This is a genomic window from Aliiruegeria sabulilitoris (genome assembly GCF_001558155.1).
Lineage (GTDB): Bacteria > Pseudomonadota > Alphaproteobacteria > Rhodobacterales > Rhodobacteraceae > Tropicimonas > Tropicimonas sabulilitoris.
Genome location: NZ_LOAS01000003.1, coordinates 78,113 through 96,027 on the forward strand (window position 1 = coordinate 78,113; position 17,915 = coordinate 96,027).

At 62.9% G+C, this 17,915-nt stretch carries 19 protein-coding genes; 16 read left to right on the top strand and 3 right to left on the bottom strand.

Annotated features, from left to right (window positions below; all coding sequences use genetic code 11):
- Nucleotides 1–40 precede the first annotated feature (40 nt).
- Nucleotides 41–910 carry a tRNA (adenosine(37)-N6)-dimethylallyltransferase MiaA gene (miaA, locus tag AX756_RS04845; protein ID WP_068309242.1) on the bottom strand — a complete coding sequence of 290 codons (870 nt, stop codon included), beginning with the start codon at nucleotides 908–910 and terminating at the stop codon, nucleotides 41–43.
- Nucleotides 911–988: 78 nt separating this feature from the next.
- On the opposite strand from miaA, the gene pyrH reads away from it, so the two are divergent.
- The 14 genes from pyrH to lpxB all read left to right on the top strand — a co-directional run bounded on the left by pyrH (nucleotide 989) and on the right by lpxB (nucleotide 14,129).
- Complete coding sequence (gene pyrH / locus AX756_RS04850) at nucleotides 989–1,726, top strand: UMP kinase (protein ID WP_068309555.1); 738 nt, start codon at nucleotides 989–991, stop codon at nucleotides 1,724–1,726.
- A 166-nt stretch (nucleotides 1,727–1,892) separates the two neighbouring features.
- A complete protein-coding gene (locus tag AX756_RS04855; RefSeq protein ID WP_068309244.1) occupies nucleotides 1,893–2,477 on the top strand; it encodes a VPLPA-CTERM sorting domain-containing protein in 585 nt (194 codons plus the stop codon).
- Nucleotides 2,478–2,682: 205 nt separating this feature from the next.
- On the top strand, nucleotides 2,683–3,249 hold the full coding sequence (gene frr / locus AX756_RS04860; protein WP_068309246.1) for a ribosome recycling factor: 567 nt from the start codon (nucleotides 2,683–2,685) through the stop codon (nucleotides 3,247–3,249).
- A 36-nt stretch (nucleotides 3,250–3,285) separates the two neighbouring features.
- Nucleotides 3,286–4,011 (top strand): undecaprenyl pyrophosphate synthase, encoded by a 726-nt coding sequence (gene uppS / locus AX756_RS04865; protein WP_068309556.1) that lies wholly within the window; start codon nucleotides 3,286–3,288, stop codon nucleotides 4,009–4,011.
- A complete protein-coding gene (locus AX756_RS04870; RefSeq protein WP_269432941.1) occupies nucleotides 4,004–4,813 on the top strand; it encodes a phosphatidate cytidylyltransferase in 810 nt (269 codons plus the stop codon). Before uppS ends, AX756_RS04870 begins: the two co-directional genes overlap by 8 nt.
- Nucleotides 4,810–5,988, top strand: coding sequence for a 1-deoxy-D-xylulose-5-phosphate reductoisomerase (gene dxr, locus AX756_RS04875; RefSeq protein WP_068309250.1), 1,179 nt, complete (start codon nucleotides 4,810–4,812; stop codon nucleotides 5,986–5,988). The genes AX756_RS04870 and dxr overlap by 4 nt, the downstream gene beginning before the upstream one ends.
- Nucleotides 5,989–5,994: 6 nt before the next feature.
- A complete protein-coding gene (gene rseP, locus AX756_RS04880; protein ID WP_068309252.1) occupies nucleotides 5,995–7,332 on the top strand; it encodes an RIP metalloprotease RseP in 1,338 nt (445 codons plus the stop codon).
- A gap of 79 nt (nucleotides 7,333–7,411) precedes the next feature.
- A complete protein-coding gene (locus tag AX756_RS26610; RefSeq protein WP_269432942.1) occupies nucleotides 7,412–7,546 on the top strand; it encodes a hypothetical protein in 135 nt (44 codons plus the stop codon).
- 125 nt (nucleotides 7,547–7,671) lie between these two features.
- Nucleotides 7,672–10,077, top strand: a complete 2,406-nt coding sequence (bamA, locus tag AX756_RS04885) for an outer membrane protein assembly factor BamA (RefSeq protein ID WP_082738941.1) — start codon at nucleotides 7,672–7,674, stop codon at nucleotides 10,075–10,077.
- Nucleotides 10,077–10,685: an OmpH/Skp family outer membrane protein gene (locus AX756_RS04890; RefSeq protein WP_068309255.1), complete on the top strand. Its 609-nt coding sequence runs from the start codon at nucleotides 10,077–10,079 to the stop codon at nucleotides 10,683–10,685. The genes bamA and AX756_RS04890 overlap by 1 nt, the downstream gene beginning before the upstream one ends.
- 180 nt (nucleotides 10,686–10,865) lie before the next feature.
- The gene (gene fabZ, locus AX756_RS04895; RefSeq protein WP_068309258.1) at nucleotides 10,866–11,345 is read left to right on the top strand and encodes a 3-hydroxyacyl-ACP dehydratase FabZ; all 480 of its coding nucleotides are present in this window, start codon (nucleotides 10,866–10,868) and stop codon (nucleotides 11,343–11,345) included.
- Nucleotides 11,346–11,347: 2 nt separating this feature from the next.
- Nucleotides 11,348–12,145: an acyl-ACP--UDP-N-acetylglucosamine O-acyltransferase gene (gene lpxA / locus AX756_RS04900; protein WP_068309260.1), complete on the top strand. Its 798-nt coding sequence runs from the start codon at nucleotides 11,348–11,350 to the stop codon at nucleotides 12,143–12,145.
- Nucleotides 12,146–12,149: 4 nt separating this feature from the next.
- Nucleotides 12,150–12,956 carry an LpxI family protein gene (locus tag AX756_RS04905; RefSeq protein WP_068309262.1) on the top strand — a complete coding sequence of 269 codons (807 nt, stop codon included), beginning with the start codon at nucleotides 12,150–12,152 and terminating at the stop codon, nucleotides 12,954–12,956.
- Between the two features lie 3 nt (nucleotides 12,957–12,959).
- On the top strand, nucleotides 12,960–14,129 hold the full coding sequence (gene lpxB, locus AX756_RS04910) for a lipid-A-disaccharide synthase (RefSeq protein ID WP_068309264.1): 1,170 nt from the start codon (nucleotides 12,960–12,962) through the stop codon (nucleotides 14,127–14,129).
- 7 nt (nucleotides 14,130–14,136) lie between these two features.
- Here lpxB and AX756_RS04915 read toward each other — a convergent pair whose 3' ends face one another.
- Together AX756_RS04915 and mnmA are read right to left on the bottom strand one after the other, a co-directional pair.
- Nucleotides 14,137–15,216: an FAD-dependent oxidoreductase gene (locus AX756_RS04915; RefSeq protein WP_068309267.1), complete on the bottom strand. Its 1,080-nt coding sequence runs from the start codon at nucleotides 15,214–15,216 to the stop codon at nucleotides 14,137–14,139.
- A 66-nt stretch (nucleotides 15,217–15,282) separates the two neighbouring features.
- Entirely contained in the window at nucleotides 15,283–16,425 is a 1,143-nt protein-coding gene (gene mnmA / locus AX756_RS04920) for a tRNA 2-thiouridine(34) synthase MnmA (RefSeq protein WP_068309268.1), read from the bottom strand.
- A 298-nt stretch (nucleotides 16,426–16,723) separates the two neighbouring features.
- Here mnmA and sciP point away from each other — a divergent pair, with 298 nt between their 5' ends.
- Together sciP and ctrA are read left to right on the top strand one after the other, a co-directional pair.
- Nucleotides 16,724–17,008: a CtrA inhibitor SciP gene (gene sciP, locus AX756_RS04925; protein WP_068309270.1), complete on the top strand. Its 285-nt coding sequence runs from the start codon at nucleotides 16,724–16,726 to the stop codon at nucleotides 17,006–17,008.
- 127 nt (nucleotides 17,009–17,135) lie between these two features.
- Nucleotides 17,136–17,849 (top strand): response regulator transcription factor CtrA, encoded by a 714-nt coding sequence (gene ctrA / locus AX756_RS04930; protein WP_068309271.1) that lies wholly within the window; start codon nucleotides 17,136–17,138, stop codon nucleotides 17,847–17,849.
- The last annotated feature ends 66 nt before the right edge of the window (nucleotides 17,850–17,915 follow it).

The window sequence follows — 17,915 nt, forward strand, 5'->3', positions numbered from 1 at the left end:
AAGCACGCAGATGTTCGATTCCTGCTTTGCGGCCGTGTAATCAGCTATCGGGCGGGATTTTCCGCCAGCTCTTCATCCGTGCCCGGAACCATGTGCGCTGCCGCTTGGCATATTGGCGGGTGGCGATACAGGCGGCACGCGTGGCTGCGTCGAGATCCATCTCGCCCCGCAGATGGGCAATGAGTTCAGCAGCGCCGATGGCGCGCGAGGAGGGCAGGGCGGGGTCCCAGTCATCCAGGTTTGTCCGGGCTTCCTCCAGCGCACCGGCTGCGATCATCAACCCGAACCGCCGCTCGATCCGTGGTGTCAGCCAGTCGCGTGGGGCCTCCAGCACGAAAGCCTGCGCGGCATCGAGCGGCAGCAGGGCGGGAGGCGTTTCGTCCTGCCAGGGCGCGAGCCCCTTGCCGGTCGCGCGCAACACTTCCCAGGCCCGCTGCACCCGCGCCGGGTTGGCGATGTCGATCCGGGCACGCGTTTCGGGGTCCAGTTCGGCCAGCATCGCCTCGCGCGTCATCGCATTGCCGGCATTGCGGATTTCCGACGGAGTCGGCGGGATTTCCACCAGGCCTTCGGTCAGCGCCGAGAAATAGAGCCCGGTGCCGCCAACGATGATCGCCCGCTCCGGACCGGACAGGATCTCCGCGACCTCGCGCAGCCAGTGGCCGACCGAGTAGTCTTCCCTCGACCCGACATGTCCATAGAGCAGGTGCGGCGCCCGCGCGAGGTCTTCGTCCGGCGGACGCGCCGTCAGGATGCGCCAATTGGCAAAGACCTGCAGCGCGTCGGCATTCACGATCACGCCGCCTTGCGCCTCCGCGATCTCGAGCGCGAGGGCGGACTTGCCGCTGGCCGTCGGTCCGGCAATGAGGACCGGTTTGCCGGGATCGATTTCACCGACGGATATTGCCATTGAAACGCGCCTTGACGGTTGAAGATCGCGCCGTTTTCCGACAGGAAGGCGCGGAAGCCAGATCAGAGGGATTTTGATATGCTCGACGTGACCGAGGATCAACCGAAAGCGGCCTATAAACGGGTCCTTCTGAAAATCTCAGGCGAGGCATTGATGGGCGACCAGGGCTACGGTCTGCACCCGCCCACCGTGCAGCGCATCGCCAATGAAGTGAAATCGGTCCACGACCTGGGCGTCGAGATCTGCATGGTGATCGGCGGCGGCAACATCTTCCGCGGCCTGTCGGGCTCCGCGCAAGGCATGGAGCGCACCACGGCCGATTACATGGGCATGCTCGCCACCGTGATGAACGCGCTCGCGATGCAGTCCGCGCTCGAGGAAATGGGCGTCTTTACCCGCGTCATCTCCGCCATTCGCATGGACGAGGTTTGCGAGCCTTACATCCGCCGTCGCGCGGTACGCCACCTGGAGAAGAAGCGGGTCTGCATCTTTGCCGCCGGCACCGGAAACCCTTATTTCACCACGGACACCGCGGGCGCGCTGCGCGCCAACGAGATGGCCTGCGAGGCGATCTTCAAGGGCACCAAGGTGGACGGGATCTATGACAAGGACCCGGTAAAGTTCGACGATGCCGTACGATATGACAGCGTCACCTATGATGAGTGCCTGGCCAAGCGGCTCAAGGTGATGGATGCTTCCGCCATTGCCCTGGCACGCGACAACAACCTGCCGATCATCGTCTTCTCGCTCGACGAGCCGGGCGGCTTCCGCGGCATCCTTGCCGGCGAGGGCACCTATACCCGCGTTCAGGGCTGAGAACCCCGAAAAGGTTAACAAATCACCAAACCGGCGCCGCTTTCTCGCCGATATTCATGCTTAAAAATTCCCTAAGAACCGATGGAAATCGGTCCGAGAGCAGTTGGAATTGGCAGGCGTCATGTTGGGATTTGGAAAAATACTATGGATCTGGACCACTCTTCTCGTGGCGGGATTCGCAACGTCGGCGCAAGCGATCACAATAGATTTCGAGGATCTGGAAACGTCGGGACGTTCCTTCGACTTTATCGGTGGAACCTATAGCTACGACGATTTCACGCTGACGAACCTGACCTCCAGCACCACGACCGCCTTTGCCGTCCCCGAGAGCAGCAATACGCGCTACAATACCGGATCGACATCCATACTCAACAACCGCGTCAACGGTGTAACCGAGCTTGCGGCGAACGACGGCAGCGCCTTCGACCTGCAATCCATAGACCTGTCCGAACTCGCGTCCAACCGGATCGGCGATACGAGTGTGACTTTCACGGGCACCTACGAGAACGGGGCGACCGTCCAGCAAACCTTCGATCTCGACGGTGTCTGGGGCATGGAGACCTTCTATTTCGCAGGCTTCGACAGTGTCGTCAGCGTGACCTGGACCCAGACCGCCGATTACCACCAATTCGACAATATCTCGGTCGAGATCTCGCCGGTTCCGCTGCCTGCATCCTCGGTATTGCTGGGCTCGGTGCTGGGCGCGGGGGCATTCGCGAGCCGCCGGCGGCGCCGAAAAGGCGCGGGCTGAACCGGCGGCCGGGCGCCCCCTTGCATGTGCCATCCCGAAGCGGGATAACGGCCGGCAGCTTCGAGCTTTGCCGGCCGCGTCGATTTCGCGGAAACGGAAATTATGGACTTTCCGTTCTAAACAACGCCGCGCGGATGCTATACAACGCGTTGCAGCGATTGTAGAACGTGGCGAACGAATGAGATGCTTGGGAGGGAACAGGCACATGTCAGCAGACTATGAAGAACCCGATGTCGCCGACCTGAAACACCGGATGGATGGGGCGATCAAGGCGCTGAAGGCGGAATTCCTGACGCTTCGGACGGGCCGGGCCTCGGCGTCCATGCTGGATCCGATCCAGGTCGATGCCTATGGCGCGATGACGCCGCTCAACCAGATCGGCACCGTGAACGTGCCGGAGCCGCGGATGATCACGCTGAACATCTGGGACAAGACCATGGTCTCCAAGGCCGAGAAGGCGCTGCGCGAGAGCGGGCTGGGCATCAACCCGGTCGTCGATGGCACCATCATCCGCCTGCCGATCCCGGAGCTGAACGAAGAGCGCCGCCGCGAGCTGACCAAGGTCGCCGCGACCTATGCCGAGAGTGCCCGAATCGCCATTCGCAACGTTCGTCAGGACGGCATGCACAAGCTCAAGAAGGCCAAGTCCGACGGCATGCCCGAAGACGAGGAAAAGATGTGGCATGACGACATTCAGGAGATGACCGACAAGCATATCAAGCTGGTCGATGCCACCCTGGAGCACAAGCAGGAAGAGATCATGCAGGTCTGACCTGCGGATCGTTTGGCAAAGCTGAAAGGGGGCCTGATGCCCGCCGAAGACAGCCTCCAGAGGGCCCCCGAACATGTCGCCATCATCATGGATGGCAACGGCCGCTGGGCAACCGCCCGCGGCCGTCCGCGTCTGTTCGGCCACCAGGCCGGCGCGCGCCGGGTGAGCGAGATCGTGGAGGCCTGCCCGGATCTCGGCGTGCGCTACCTGACGATCTTTGCCTTCTCGACCGAAAACTGGAAGCGGACGCAGACCGAGGTTTCCGGGCTGATGACGCTGTTTCGCCGCTATATCCTGAAAGAGGCGCAGCGTTTGCTGGCCAAGCGGGTACGGGTGCGCTTTATCGGCGATCGTGACCGTCTGGATCGCAAGCTGGTGAAGTTGATGGACGACCTGGAAGCGCTGACGGCGGACAATGACCATGTTCACCTGACGATCGCGCTGAATTACGGTGGCAGGGACGAGGTTACCCGGGCGACCCGGCGGCTGGCCCGCGAGGTCGCGGACGGGCGGCTGGACCCTGATGACGTCGATGCAGAAACGCTGGGCCGTTTCCTCGACACCCATACCCTGCCGGACCCGGATCTGGTGATCCGGACATCGGGCGAGGCGCGGATCTCGAATTTCCTGCTCTGGCAATCGGCCTATTCGGAATATGAATTCGTCGATACGCTTTGGCCCGATTTCACGGCAGATAAATTCGCCGAGGTGCTTGCCAGCTATGGCAAGCGGGAGCGGCGATATGGAGCGGTTCTTGGCTGAAGGCAATAAAAAGACGTCCACCGCACGTTGGGAAGACCTGAATGCGCGGACATGGACCGGATTGCTCATGGTGCTGATCGGCATCGTGGCGATCCGTCTCGGTGGTATCTGGTTCCAGATGCTGGTGGTGTTCGTCACCTCGGTGATGATCTGGGAACTGGCGCGGATGATCCGGCCGGGATGGGACGTAGGCGCGATGCTGCTCGCGGCCTTCTCCGCCTCCGTCATTTCCGGGCTGACCCCGCAGCAGCCCGATTGGCACCTGTTTCTCCTGTTCCTGCCCGCCTTGGCAGGAATGCTCTCCATGCCACTGGAAAAGATTACATTTTTTCTGTTTGCGTTCGGGATAACGCTGGCTGGCTGGGGCCTTGTAGAAGCGCGTGAAGCCTATGGCGGAACCTGGCTATTCTGGATGGTCATCTGTGTCGTGGTGACGGATATCGCAGGCTATTTCGCCGGGCGCCATTTTGGCGGGCCGAAATTTTGGCCGAGTATCAGCCCCAAGAAGACCTGGTCCGGGACGGCCGCGGGCTGGATAGGTGCCGGCCTGATCGGGGCGATCTTCCTAACCTTCACCGATGCCGGGCGGGATCTCATATGGCTCTCCATGCTGCTGTCCTTCGCCTCTCAGATGGGGGATATCGCCGAAAGCGCACTCAAGCGCCGGTTGGGGGTCAAGGATTCCTCGGCCATCATTCCCGGCCATGGCGGGCTGTTCGACCGCTTTGACGGGCTGTTGGGCGCCTCGCTCTTCATGCTGCTCCTAGCGCTTCTGGTGGATGTGCCGGAGGTTCGTATATGAAACGGGTGTCGATCTTTGGCTCCACCGGCTCCATTGGCGAGAACACGGTGGACCTGATCGCGCGCGCCCCGGAGGAATACGAGGTCGTGGCCCTGTCCGGCGGGCGCAATATTGCGCGGCTAGCGGAGCAGGCGATCTCGCTCAACGCTAAGCTGGCTGTGACCTGTTTTCCAGAATACAAACAGGATCTTGCAGAGCTTCTTTCAGGCACCGGAATCGAAGTTGCGGCCGGCCCGATGGCGATCGCCGAGGCCGCGGAACGCCCTGTTGACTGGGTCATGTCCGCCATTGTCGGCGCGGCGGGGCTGGTGCCCGGGCTGAAGGCGCTGGAACAGGGCGCGACCCTGGCGCTGGCCAACAAGGAATCGCTCGTCTGTGCCGGCGAGTTGCTGATGCGGACAGCACGGGCCAACAAGGCCGATGTTCTGCCGGTCGACAGCGAGCACAGCGCCGTCTGGCAAGCCCTTGTTGGCGAAGATATTTCCGCGGTGGAACGGGTGATCATCACAGCGTCCGGCGGGGCCTTTCGGGACTGGCCGCTGGAGGACCTGCCGAAAGCGACGCCGGAACAGGCCAGTACCCATCCGAACTGGGATATGGGGCAGCGGATCACGGTCGATTCCGCGTCCATGTTCAACAAGTCCCTGGAACTGATTGAAACAAGAGAGTTTTTCGGTTTTGACCCTCGCCAGATCGAGGTGTTGGTGCACCCGCAATCGCTGGTGCATGCGCTGATCGGCTTCAACGATGGCGGGCTGATGGCGCATGTGGGCCCGGCGGACATGCGCCACGCAATCGGCTATGCGCTGCACTACCCGCATCGCCGGTCGCTGCCCGTGGAGCGGCTGGACCTCGCGCGGATCGGAAAGCTGGAATTCCGCGAGCCCAGCGAGGCCCGCTGGCCGGCTCTGCGGCTTGCGCGCGAGGTGATGGCGATGCGTGGCCTTGCCGGCGCCGTGTTCAACGCCGCCAAGGAGCGGGCGATGGATTCCTTTCTTGCGCGAGAGATCCGGTTCACCGACATGGCGGTCGTCGTGGAGGAGGTGCTTTCCGCAATGGAAGGCGAGAACGCCCTGAAATGTGACCGCATGTGCCTTGAAGATGTCATTGAAACAGATCATGTCGCTCGGATGCGTGCGGCCGAGGCCGCGGCCCGGATCAACATGGATGCTTGATATCATATGGATTTTGCCTCGCTGATCCCCGAATTCGGGGGCCTTCTCTGGACCATCGCCGCCTTTGTCATCGCTCTCAGCGTGATCGTTTTCGTGCATGAATACGGCCATTACATCGTGGGCCGCTGGTCCGGGATCCGGGCGGAGGTGTTCTCCATTGGCTTTGGGCCGGTCCTGCTCAAGCGCACGGACAAACATGGCACCCAGTGGCAGGTCGCGGCGCTTCCCTTTGGCGGATACGTGAAATTCCTGGGCGATGCTTCGGCGGCCAGCGACAAGGCCTCGGACGATTTCGAGGAGATGGATGCGGAAACGCGCCGCCACACCATGCATGGCGCACCGCTCTGGGCGCGTGCGGCGACGGTTGCCGCGGGGCCGGTGTTCAATTTCATCCTGTCGATTCTCGTCTTCTCGGCCATGATCCTGTGGGAAGGCACGGCCAAGGAGCCGGTGGAAGTGGGCGCGCTCAAGCCGATGCCGGCGCAGGTGCAGGCGCTCATGCCGGGGGATCGAATCCTTTCGGTCGGCGGGCAGGAAGCCATCAATTATGTCGGCTTCTTCGAGGTCGTGCGCGGGCTGGACGTGTCCGAGACGGTGTCTTACGAGATCGAGCGCGCGGGACGGCAGGTCTCGGTGGACGGGCCATTTCCTTTCCCACCGATGGTAGACGGGCTGCAACCGGGCTCGGCGGCGATGGATGTGGGAATCGAAGTCGGCGACGTGATCACGGCCATCGACGGCACCCCGATCACGGCCTTCAAGCAATTGCAGGAAACCGTGGCCGGCTCCGAGGGGCGGGCGTTGAAGCTCGATGTCTGGCGTGATGGCGAGGCGCTCGAATTCGTCCTTGCGCCGCGGCGCGTGGACGTGCCGAACGCGGATGGCAGCTTTGAGACCCGTTGGCTCATCGGCATGACCGGCGGGTTGCTCTTCACGCCGGCCACCGAGGCGCCGGGTGTTTTCGAGGCCATCAACTACGGTGTCGATCAGACCTGGTTCATCGTCAAAAGCTCTCTCTCGGGCCTTTGGCACATGGTGACGGGCGCGATTTCGTCCTGCAACCTGCGCGGCCCCATCGGCATTGCCGAGACTTCGGGCGCGGCGGCGAGCCAGGGGGCAAGCAATTTCATCTGGTTCATTGCGGTGCTCTCGACGGCGGTCGGCCTGTTGAACCTTTTCCCGATTCCGGTTCTCGACGGCGGCCACCTGGCCTTTCATCTCTACGAAGCCATCACCGGGCGCCCGCCAAGCGACAACGCATTGCGTGTGCTCATGGGAATCGGTCTGACACTGATGCTGAGCCTGATGGTTTTCGCGGTCACCAACGATTTGTTCTGCCCATAAAGCGCGTCGTTTCGCCCCAATCTGGACATATTTTCCGGCTAAGTTGAGGCCAAGACGAAACGCGCAAAGGGTGCGAGTCATGCAAACGATGTCCGCTGGGTACCAAAGCATCAGCCTGATTGTTCAGCTGAACTGGGACAGGTTCTTCTATATTGCAGCGATTATCGCGGCTCTGACCGGTGCCGCGGCGCTCGGATCCCTGCTTGCAGGCTGATTTCCGCCGATATTTCTTGAGGGAGGGCGACGCTCACGCGGCGCCCTTTGTCGTTTTGACAAGAGATGCGAACCTCGCTAGCAAATGGCATAAATAAGAGAACCTCGCGCCTGGGGGGCGGCAGCATGAAAAAACATATAACGGGCGGCACTGCCATGAACGCCCGGAAGAGCAGCCGGACACGGAAGCTTTCCGGTGTGGCGGCATTGGCCCTCTCGGGGGTTCTGATGGTTTCCGGCGGCACCTTTCCGCAAGCGGCCATGGCCCAGAGCTACAGCTTCACGAACCTGGATATTCAGGGGAATCAGCGAATTGATGCCGCTACCATCGCCACTTACGCCGGAATCGGCAGGGGGCAGACGGTTTCGGCCGCCGAGTTGAACGATGCATATCAGGGCATTGCCGGTACCGGCCTGTTCGAGACCGTGGAACTGGTTCCGAGTGGCAACACGTTGATCATCAAGGTTCAGGAATACCCGACTATCAACGTGATCGCCTTCGAGGGGAATCGTCGCCTGAACGACACGGCGCTTTCCGAGGTCGTCGAATCGCAAACGCGCCGAATCTATTCTCCCACGGACGCCGAGGCAGATGCGGCCAATATCGCCGAGGCCTATAGGCAGACAGGCCGAATTGCCGCGACCGTCACGCCAAAGATCATTCGTCGCTCCGACAACCGCGTGGACCTCGTGTTCGAGATCCAGGAAGGCAAGGTCTCCGAGATCGAGCGCATTTCCTTCGTCGGCAACCGGAGCTATTCGGATTACCGGCTGCGCCGGGCGCTGGAGACAAAGCAGGCCGGGATCTTCCGGGCCTTCGTGGCGCGCGACACGCTGGTTGAGGACCGGCTGGAATATGACAAGCAGCTGCTGCGCGATTTCTATACCAACCGTGGCTATGTCGACGTGCAGGTTCTCAGCGCGACGGCCGAGATCGACCGCAACCGCCGCGGCAATGTCGTCACCTTCAACCTGCGCGAGGGACAACAGTTCCGGGTCGGTAAGGTTTCGGTCTCTTCGACCGTTGCGGATATCGATATCGATGCCTTCCGCAAGACGGCCAAGCTCCGTTCCGGCACGGTCTATTCCCCGGTGCCGATCGACACGGACATCACCCGGCTCGAAACCCTCGCCTCGCGCCGGGGTCTGGATTTCATCCGCGTGGAACCGCGCGTGACCCGCAATGACCGCGATCTGACGCTGGATATCGAGTATGTCATCAGCCGCGGTCCGCGGATCTTCGTCGAGCGGATCGACATCGAGGGCAACACGACAACGCTCGACCGAGTGGTGCGCCGTCAATTCGACGTTGCCGAGGGCGACCCGTTCAACGCGCGTGAGATTCGCCAGGGGGCGGACAGGATTCGCGCGCTCGGCTTCTTCAAGGACGCCCAGGTGGAAGCCCGGCAGGGCTCCAGCAGCGATCTCGTTGTCGTGGATGTCAATGTCGAGGAGGCGCCGACCGGTTCGCTCGGCTTCGGCGCAAGCTATGGTACCTCTGACGGCCTAGGCTTCAACTTCTCCTTCACCGAGCGCAACTTCCTCGGTCGGGGGCAGTCGCTCAGCGCGGGTCTCGGGATCACGGGGTCCACCTCGACCTTCAACTTCAATTTCGTCGAACCGGCCTTCCTGGGACGAGACGTCGCCTTCGGACTGTCTGCCTATTATCGCAAGACCGAGCAGGACAACTCCTCCTACGATACCGATCTGGGCCAGTTCGAACCCTCTCTGACCTTCCCGCTGACTGATTTTTCGCGGCTGGGCCTTCGGGCGACCTATGATTACGGCAAGTTGCACGGTGTCGAGGACGGTACAGACGACACCGACGATGACGGCGATTCCGATGATGATGTGTCCTCCTATATCCTCCAGCAGGAAGAGGAGATGGGCCCGCTGAGCTCCTTCTCGGTCGGCTATTCCTATATCTACGACACCATCACCAACGGTCTGGACCCGCGTTCAGGGGTCTATCTCCGTTTCCGGCAGGATTTCGGAGGCCGCGAGGACGGCGCGAGCTTCGTTCGGACCGAGGCGTTGCTGCGGGCCAAGAAGCAGACCTTCAACGAAGACGTCACCTTCCGGGCCGAACTGGAAGGCGGTGCGGTGGCCTTCACCGGTGGCGAAAGCCGGATCTTCGAACGCTACATGCTGTCGCGGAAAATCCGGGGCTTCGAGCCCAACTCGGTGGGTCCGCGCGACCTGAATGTCGGCAACGAGGACGTTCTGGGTGGCAACTATTTCGCCGTGGCACGTTTCGAGGCCGAGTTCCCGATCGGTTTGCCCGAGGAATACGGCATCTCGGGCGGCCTGTTCTGGGATATCGGCTCGGTCTGGGGGCTCGACAATACTGCTGGTGGCACGGATGGAAATGACGAGGTCGATGACGACTTCTATCTCCGTTCCGCGGCCGGTGTCGCGCTTTTGTGGGACTCGCCGCTCGGCCCGTTGCGGTTCAACTTCTCGCGGCCTCTGTTGAAAGAGGATTATGACGAGGAGCAGAACTTCGAGTTCACCGTGTCGACGTCCTTCTGATGCGTCGTTTTTGGGGGCAGGCACTGTCTTGCTGGCTGCTGCTTGCGGCGTCGCTTGCCCCGCTTCCTGCGTTGGCCCAGGTCTTTTCGCCGATCAATTCGCCCGTTCTGACGCTTGATCAGGATCGCCTCTATGCCGAGACCCTGTTCGGGAAACGCCTTCAGGCAGATTTTGCGCAGGCCTCGAAGGCGTTGGCGGAGCGAAACCGGGAACTGACCGAGGCGCTGACGGTCGAGGAACTGGAGCTGACGGAGAAGCGCAAGCAGGTCTCTATCGAAGAGTTTCGTGGTCTTGCGGATGCATTCGACGAAAAGGTCGTCAAACTTCGTGAGGATCAGGATGCCAAGATCTCCGCGCTCCAACGGCGGCGGGATCTGGACCGCCGGATCTTCACTGGCCGCGCGCTGCCGATCCTGTCCGAAATTGTCCGCGACAGCGGTGCGGTGGCGCTGCTCGACAACCGGGCGGTCATCCTTTCGGCCGATGCGATCGACGTGACAGACCGGGCCATTGCGAGGATCGACGCGGTTCTGGGAGATGGCACGAGCGCGGAGGAGACCGCTCCACCAGAGGAGACACCCGAGCCAACGGCTCCCGCCGAAAAATGAGCAGCGCTCCCTTGGCGCTTGGGAGATTGAAAAACACCTGGTCTGGAGCTCGAAATCACGCCGATCTGGCTGCAGCTTGGGACAACCCGGCGCGCGCTGCTTGCTGTTGGCAAGTCCTGCGTGTAGGACGCCGGGAAGCCGCGGGCGCGGCGACCAGACGACAACAAGGCATCGGAAACCATGACAGAAGAGACCAGCGCGCTTCTCGAGGCGGATCACGAGACCATCCTGAAGATTCTGCCGCACCGCTACCCGTTCCTGCTCGTTGATCACGTACGCGACATTGACCCGGGCAAGAGCGCCGTGGGCGTCAAGAATGTCACTTTCAACGAACCGCATTTCCAGGGCCATTTCCCCGGTCACCCGGTCATGCCTGGTGTTCTCGTGATCGAGGCGATGGCGCAGACATCGGCTGTTCTGATCGGCATTTCGCGCGGGATCACCGAAGAGCTGATGATCTACTTCACCACGGTCGACAAGGCGAAGTTCCGCAGGCCCGTCGTGCCCGGCGATGTGCTTGAGTTGCATGTGTCGGTGAAGCGGGCCGGCTCGCGCATCGGCAAGTTCGAAGGTCGCGCGCTGGTGAACGGTGAACTTGCCGCAGAGGCGGAGTTTTCCGCCATGGTACAACTGCCGAAAAACGAAGCCTCGGAGAGCTGAGAATGGCCATCGACCCAACCGCCCGCATTCACCCGATGGCAGCGATCGACGAGGCGGCGGAGATTGGCCCCGGGGTGAGCATCGGGCCGTTCTCGATGATCGGCCCGAAGGTGAAACTGGCCGAAGGCGTGGAGATCAAGTCCCACGTCGTCGTGACCGGGGACACCACGATCGGCAACGACACGGTGATCTTTCCCTTCTCGGTGATCGGCGAGATCCCGCAGGACCTGAAATTCCACGGCGAGGACACCAGGCTGGTGATCGGCGCGCGCAACCGGATCCGGGAGCATGTGACGATCAACCCGGGCACCGAGGGCGGCGGCGGCATCACTCGCATCGGCGATGACTGCCTGCTGATGGCCGGCACCCATGTCGCGCATGATTGCCAGGTCGGCAGTCGCGTGATTCTGGTGAACAATTCCGGCCTTGCCGGCCATTGCCATGTTGGCGACGATGTGATCATCGGCGGCATCTCGGGTGTGCATCAATGGGTGCGGATCGGGCAGGGCGCAATTATCGGCGGGCTGACCAAGGTCGAGAAGGACGTCATTCCCTACGGCCAGGTTCAGGGCGGCGCGGGCCACCTTGTCGGGCTCAACCTTGTCGGGCTGAAGCGGCGCGGGCTGGAACGGATCGACATTGCCGAGCTGCGCGCGGCCTACAAAGCGCTTGCAGCCGAAGGCGGCACGTTCAAGGAACGCGCGGCGGCGCTTGGTGAGGCCTCCGACAGCGAATATGTCCAGCAGATCGTCGAGTTCATCACCGGCGAGTCCGACCGCAGTTTCCACCAGCCGGAATAAGCCGATGCTGGCCTTGATCGTGGGGCAGGGGCGTCTGCCGGAGATCCTGGCCGAGCAGACCCGCGCGGCGGGCAAGACGCCGCTGGTGTGCGGTTATGCCAGCGCGCCGGATCGCCTCTCGCCCGAACTGACCTTTCATCTCGAAGGGTTGGGCGGGCTGGTGCGGAAGCTGCGTCGCCGGGGCGTGACGGAAATCTGCATGGCCGGCGGTATCACGCGACCAAAGCTGCGCCTGCGCCGACTGGATTTCGCAACGCTGTTGCTGGTGCCGCGCCTTTTGCGTGCGCTTGGCAAGGGTGACGATGGGGCGCTGCGCGAGCTGATCGCGCTTTTCGAGGAGAATGGCATGACTGTCCGTGGCGCGCATGAGATCCTGCCCGAGTTGTTGCCCGATCCAGGCGTTCTGACCCGCGCACGGCCGGACAAGAACGAGGAGAAGGACGCCGCCCGCGGCGAGGAGATCGTCGCCGCGATGGGCGTGGCCGATGTCGGGCAGGCCTGTGTCGTGGCCCGCCGGCAGGCGCTGGCCATCGAAGCGATGCCGGGCACGGACTGGATGCTTTCCTCGCTGAAGGGCACTCGCAGCGGGCTGCCGGAGGGTGGGCTGCTTTTCAAGGCGCCGAAACCCGGTCAGGACCGGCGCGTCGACCTTCCCACGATCGGGCCGGACACCATCCGCGCGGCTGCCGAGGCGGGCCTGCGCGGCGTGGTGATCGAGGCGGGTGGCGTGATGCTGCTCGACCGCGCGGAGGCAGTTGCCGCGGCCGATGCGGCCGGGCTCTTCCTCTGGGTGCGGCCGAAGGGAGGCTGAGCGATGCGGGTATTCGTGGTGGCCGGAGAGGCCTCGGGCGACAAGCTCGGCGCGGCGCTGATGGCGGGGTTGAAGGAGTTGGTGCCAGAGGTGGAATTCCACGGCATCGGCGGGCCACAGATGGAAGACGAGGGCCTGCAGAGCCTTTTCCCGATGTCCGAACTGTCGCTGATGGGGATCGTGGAGATCCTGCCCAAGTACATGCATCTGCGCCGCCGCCTGTTCGAAGCGGTGGACCGCGCGGAAGAACTGGCGCCCGATATCCTGCTGACCATCGATCTGCCGGCCTTCTGCGTGCCACTGGCGCGGGAGGTACGCAAACGGCGGCCGGATCAACGCACGGTGCATTACGTCGCCCCGACCGTTTGGGCATGGCGCCCCGGGCGGGCGGTGAAGATGGCGCCGACTATCGATCAGGTGCTGGCGCTGCTGCCCTTCGAGCCGCCCTATATGGAAGCGGCGGGTATGCGCTGCGATTTCGTCGGCCACCCGGTCGTGGCCGAGCCGCAGCCAACGGAGCAAGATGTTGCCGCGTTCCGGGCGGGCCACGGCATCGCGTCGGATGCGCCGCTCATTCTCGTGCTTCCCGGCTCGCGTGGAGGCGAGATCAAGCGGCTTGCACCGGTCTTTGGCGAAACGCTGAAGCGGCTGCTGGCCGAACATCCGTCCGCGCGCATCGTGGTGCCCACGATCGAGGCCAAGGCGGAGATCATGCAGGAGGCCCTGCAAAGCTGGCCCGGTTCCCCGATCCTGCTGGACCCGCGGGGCAAGACGGCGCAGGCCTTTCAGGCCGAGAAGCGTGCGGCCTTTGCCGCCGCCGATGTGGCGCTGGCGGCCTCGGGCACAGTTTCGCTCGAACTGGCCGCCGCCGACACGCCGATGGTGATCGGCTATGACGCGAACTGGCTCACCGGAAAAATCGTGCAGCGGATGCTGCTGGTGGACACGGTGACGCTGGTGAATCTCGTTTCCGACACCCGCGTCGTGCCGGAGTTCATCGGCAAGGCCTGTCGCCCCGACGCCCTCGCCGATGCGCTTCTGGACGTCCTGCGAAATCCGGATGCGCAACGTGCGGCAATGCAGCTTACCATGGAGCGGCTGGGGCGTGGACAGGAGGCTCCGGGCCTGCGCGCGGCCCGGGCGGTGCTGGACGGGCTGGCGAAGGCGCGCTGAGGCGTCCTCAGCCTGTCCGGAAGAGCTTGCGGTATTTCGGCAGGAACAGATCCCGCCCCTTGACCAGCCGCGTCGTGCGCGAGCCGACAAGCCCCACCACCGGCAGGATCGATTGCCCGACATGCTCGCCCAGAGGCACCAGCAGCGGCGGCCTGCGCCAGGGGCCATAGGCCGGGGTCAGGTCCATCCGCTTGCCGGCGAGGAAATTGCGCAGGTTGCGAGCGAGCCAGGGCGTCTGCCGCGAGGCGCCGACAATCGTCATCTGGTCGCCGTTGTCGGCCGCGTCGCCGGCGGCAAAGACATTCGGAAGCTCCGAGGGCCGCATCCATCGATCATTGCGCACGCGTCCATCGGCGGTTTTCTCCACGCCCGGAAGCGGATCGAGCAGCGCGGTGTTGGGCGTCGACCCGAGCGCGGGGATAACCAGTTCGGCCGCGATCTCGCGTCCATCGGCAAGGCGGACCGGGCCGGCAAAGGCGCCACGCGTCTGCGGCAGGTCAACGGCCTTCTGGCCGGTGATGACCTCCACGCCGAGCAGGCCCAGCTTGGCTTCAAGCCCTTGTCCAAGGCGCGGGTCATAGCCATCGGTCAGCGATGAGTCCGAGACGAGCGTGACGTGCTTTTGCGGGCGAACGGCCTTGATCTCGCCGGCCAGTTCCACGCCAAGCGCCCCGCCACCGATGATCGCGATCGACGCGGCGCCTTCGATCTGTTGCGCCAATGCGCGATTGGCGGCGCGCAGGTCGTCCACCGATGCGCCCGGTGCCTTGAAGGCGGTATCGTGCGAAGAGCCGGTCGCCACAACAATGGCATCGGCGGCAAGCGCCTTGCCGTTTTCCAGCGTGACACCGCTTTCACTCACCGCCATCACGCTGGCCTGCATGACCTGGCCGCGCTGCAACAGCTTGTCATAGGGAAAGAGCGCCTTCTCCAACAGGTCCGGCTGTACCAGAGACCGGATCATCGCCGGCGCGTGGCAGAAGAATTTCTTCCGCTCGACAAGCGTCACGTCGCAGTAGCGCTCGAGCGACTGTGCCAGTTCCGTGCCGACATACCCGCCGCCGACGATCACGACTTTCTTGTTCATGGTGCTGCTCCCGCGCCTTCTGCCCTGCCGCGCTTTGTGCCCGGCCTCGCGCGGCGTGTCGAGGGGTCAGCCGCGCCAGATCCAGCCGCCGCCAAAGATGCGGCTGCCCTCGGTTTCGTAAAAAACGCAGGCCTGTCCGGGCGAGACGCCTTCCTCGGGGGTGAACAGCTCGACCTCCGCCGTGTCCGGCCCGGTCGGGCGCAGGATCGCCTCGCGGGGCGGGCGGGTGGAACGGACCTTGACCGAGAGGTGCCATTCGTCGCGCGATTGCAGTGGCGCGTCGCCAAGCCAGTTGATCTCGCGCACCGGCACGATCCGGGTCGAGAGCGCTTCCTTGGGGCCGACGATTACCTGCCGGGCATCCGGGTCGAGCTTGACCACGTAGAGCGGTTCCGTCAGCCCGCCGATGCCAAGCCCGCGCCGTTGGCCGATCGTGTAGTGGATAACGCCCTCATGTTGCGCGAGCACGTTGCCCTCCATATCGACGATCTCGCCCGGCTCACCCGCGCCGGGGCGCAGTTTCTCGATGACGGAGGCATAGTTCCCGTCCGGCACGAAGCAGATATCCTGGCTGTCCGGCTTGTCTGCGACCATCAGTCCGTGCCGCGCGGCCAGTGCCCGCGTCTCGTCCTTGCTGGCCAGGTGGCCGAGCGGGAAGCGCAGGAAGTCGAGCTGCTCCGGCGTCGTCGAGAACAGGAAATAGGACTGGTCGCGGCGCGGATCGGCACCGGCATGCAGCTCGGGGCCGTTCGGACCCATCTTGCGCTGGATGTAATGGCCGGTGGCCATGCAATCGGCATCCAGGTCGCGCGCGGTCTGCAACAGGTCCTTGAACTTGACCCGCTCGTTGCAGCGGATGCAGGGCACCGGCGTGGCGCCGGCAAGGTAGCTGTCGGCAAACTCGTCGATTACCGTTTCGCGGAAGATGTTCTCGTAATCGAGCACGTAATGGGGAAAGCCCATATCCTCGGCCACCCGACGGGCGTCGTGAATGTCGATCCCGGCGCAGCAGGCGCCCTTCTTGGCGAGCGCCGCGCCGTGATCGTAAAGCTGAAGGGTGACGCCAACCACATCATAGCCCTGGCTGGCCAACTCGGCGGCGACGACGGACGAATCAACCCCGCCCGACATGGCAACGACCACACGGGTTTCGCTCGGCGGCTTGGGAAAGCCGAGGGAATTCAACGGTATATTTGCATCGAGCGCCATCTTGTGGAGCCTTTCGCTTGTTGCCGGGACTGGGGGCCGAAGGGGAGCAGATGGCAATGCCCGCCCCGACTGTCAAGGTAACCTTACCGGCGCAGGGCGGGAGTTCCTAAAAAATGTCGAGCATTGAAGATACTTAGCCGGCGGGTTGGCCGCTCCGCTTAACCTATTTTGCACCGCTTCCCGGCCAGCATCCCCCCATGACGGCGGCAAGGAGCGTGATGCTCCGGAGACTGCAGAACTGGTCTCCGTTGAGCTTCCGAAAAACCAACTCTTCAACCGCATCCCGTGGGTACTAGACATGTTCATAAAGAAAATCGACGGGCCGCGTGCCGTGACGCTGCCGGATGGAACCATCATGACTCGGGCGGACCTGCCGCCGAAAGACACGCGCAGATGGGTCGCCAGCCGCAAGGCTGCCGTGGTTCGGGCCGTGCGCGGAGGCTTGATCTCCATGGAGGAAGCGCGCAAGTGGTACTCGGTTTCGGAGGAGGAATTCGAAAGCTGGATGACGGCCGTGTCGGTTCATGGCGAGGTCGCGCTGAAGACAACACGACTTCAGCACTACCGTACTCCCCCAAAATAGCGAGGTTAACCATTTAACGTTTTGTGCAACTTTTGATTGAAACGTCGGCATCTGTTTTTCCGGTAATTGTGGGTTAACCAAATCCGGTCATGGTGTCTGAAATAAGGGATTGAAGCGGAGTAAGAAAATGCGTGTCCTGCTCGTCGAAGACGACCCGGCGACTGCCAAGAGCATCGAAATGATGCTCACTCATGCCAACCTGAACGTCTACTCGACGGATCTTGGCGAGGAGGCAATCGACCTGGCAAAGCTTTACGATTACGATCTGATTCTGCTGGATCTCGGCCTTCCGGACATGACCGGGCATGAGGTGTTGCGCCAATTGCGGCTTGCGCGGATCGAGACGCCAACGCTGATCCTTTCCGGGGCGGACGATACCGACAACAAGATAAAGGGTTTTGGCTTCGGTGCGGATGATTACCTGACCAAGCCCTTCCATCGCGAAGAGCTGGTCGCGCGTATTCACGCAATTATTCGACGCTCCAAGGGGCATGCGCAATCCGTGATCCGAACCGGCAAGGTGACGGTCAACCTCGACGCCAAGACGGTGGATGTCGAAGGCAAGGGCGTGCATCTGACCGGCAAGGAATACCAGATGTTGGAGCTTCTGAGCCTGCGCAAGGGGACGACGCTGACCAAGGAGATGTTTCTCAACCATCTCTATGGCGGCATGGATGAACCCGAGCTGAAGATCATCGACGTCTTCATCTGCAAGTTGCGTAAGAAGCTCAGCAATGCCACGGGCGGCGACAATTATATCGAGACGGTTTGGGGGCGGGGCTACGTCCTGCGTGACCCCGACATAGACGGCATGAGCCGGCGCGTCGCAGTCGGCGCCTGAGCCGCCGACAGAACACACGGACGGGCCCGCTTGCCACGCAGCAACCGGACCCACCACAAGATCCCT

Bases quoted from the DNA above. Each gene is read 5' to 3' on its own strand.
- miaA (WP_068309242.1), bottom strand. From the start codon at position 910: ATGGCAATATCCGTCGGTGAAATCGATCCCGGCAAACCGGTCCTCATT.
- pyrH (WP_068309555.1), top strand. From the start codon at position 989: ATGCTCGACGTGACCGAGGATCAACCGAAAGCGGCCTATAAACGGGTC.
- frr (WP_068309246.1), top strand. From the start codon at position 2,683: ATGTCAGCAGACTATGAAGAACCCGATGTCGCCGACCTGAAACACCGG.
- uppS (WP_068309556.1), top strand. From the start codon at position 3,286: ATGCCCGCCGAAGACAGCCTCCAGAGGGCCCCCGAACATGTCGCCATC.
- dxr (WP_068309250.1), top strand. From the start codon at position 4,810: ATGAAACGGGTGTCGATCTTTGGCTCCACCGGCTCCATTGGCGAGAAC.
- rseP (WP_068309252.1), top strand. From the start codon at position 5,995: ATGGATTTTGCCTCGCTGATCCCCGAATTCGGGGGCCTTCTCTGGACC.
- AX756_RS26610 (WP_269432942.1), top strand. From the start codon at position 7,412: ATGCAAACGATGTCCGCTGGGTACCAAAGCATCAGCCTGATTGTTCAG.
- bamA (WP_082738941.1), top strand. From the start codon at position 7,672: ATGAAAAAACATATAACGGGCGGCACTGCCATGAACGCCCGGAAGAGC.
- AX756_RS04890 (WP_068309255.1), top strand. From the start codon at position 10,077: ATGCGTCGTTTTTGGGGGCAGGCACTGTCTTGCTGGCTGCTGCTTGCG.
- fabZ (WP_068309258.1), top strand. From the start codon at position 10,866: ATGACAGAAGAGACCAGCGCGCTTCTCGAGGCGGATCACGAGACCATC.
- lpxA (WP_068309260.1), top strand. From the start codon at position 11,348: ATGGCCATCGACCCAACCGCCCGCATTCACCCGATGGCAGCGATCGAC.
- AX756_RS04905 (WP_068309262.1), top strand. From the start codon at position 12,150: ATGCTGGCCTTGATCGTGGGGCAGGGGCGTCTGCCGGAGATCCTGGCC.
- lpxB (WP_068309264.1), top strand. From the start codon at position 12,960: ATGCGGGTATTCGTGGTGGCCGGAGAGGCCTCGGGCGACAAGCTCGGC.
- AX756_RS04915 (WP_068309267.1), bottom strand. From the start codon at position 15,216: ATGAACAAGAAAGTCGTGATCGTCGGCGGCGGGTATGTCGGCACGGAA.
- mnmA (WP_068309268.1), bottom strand. From the start codon at position 16,425: ATGGCGCTCGATGCAAATATACCGTTGAATTCCCTCGGCTTTCCCAAG.
- sciP (WP_068309270.1), top strand. From the start codon at position 16,724: ATGTTCATAAAGAAAATCGACGGGCCGCGTGCCGTGACGCTGCCGGAT.
- ctrA (WP_068309271.1), top strand. From the start codon at position 17,136: ATGCGTGTCCTGCTCGTCGAAGACGACCCGGCGACTGCCAAGAGCATC.